The 694-nt window shown below is 68.0% G+C and carries 2 protein-coding genes; both read right to left on the bottom strand.

What is annotated here, in order from left to right; genetic code table 11:
• The coding region (gene soxZ / locus HA630_RS02585; RefSeq protein WP_166832229.1) for a thiosulfate oxidation carrier complex protein SoxZ at nt 1–234 on the bottom strand (234 nt) is incomplete at its 3' end.
• A 40-nt stretch (nt 235–274) separates the two neighbouring features.
• On the bottom strand, nt 275–694 hold a 420-nt coding region (gene soxY / locus HA630_RS02580; RefSeq protein ID WP_371809184.1), incomplete at its 5' end, for a thiosulfate oxidation carrier protein SoxY.

The following is a 694-nucleotide window of genomic DNA, read 5'->3' as shown; positions in this document are numbered from 1 at the left end:
CGCGCCCTTGAACTTGAACAGCAGGAAGGGGTTCTGCGACACCGCCCCGCTCCAGTCGGCTTGCAGCACGGTCTTGCCTTTGTGCGTGGCTTCCACGCTGGTGATGTGGTGCGCCGGCACGGTGTTGCCGGCCGCGTCTTTGCGCGCGCCCGACTCCATCGGGTGGGACATGAGCACGCGGACGGTGGTGATGCCGCCGGCTTCGGCGGCGCGGATGCGCATGGGATCTGCCATGGTTTGGACTCCTGTGTGCGTTGTGTGTGATCCGCCCGCCTCAGCCGCCGCAGCCACCCAGGGTGACTTTGGTTTCTTTGGTCGCGGTGTAGAGCTTGCCGTCGGCCTTGACGAGCGCCAGCACGTTGGTGCTCTGGCCCATCTTCAGGCGCGTCTGCACCTCGGCTTCGGTGCCCGCGGGAATGGTGAAGCCGGCCGCCAGCGGCGTCGGGTTCTTCTCCACCAGCAGGTAGATGGCGGTGGTGTTGGCCAGCTTGCTGGTCGCGCCCACCGGCACCACGGCACCGTTTTCGGCGATGTCGGGCGAAACGATGGTGACCTGGTCGTTGGCGGCGGCACCGCCGCCCAGCGCTTTGACCGCGTCTTCCACGCTCTTGGCGTCAAAGCCGGCGCGGCCGGCGGCCTGGGCCTGTTCGGCCGTCACAAGGCCCAGCGACAGCAGCGTGGCCATCGCTCCCGT

Source organism: Aquabacterium sp. A08 (assembly GCF_011742065.1).
Note: the sequence above shows the minus strand (reverse complement) of the source record. Positions and strands in the feature narration are given on the sequence as shown.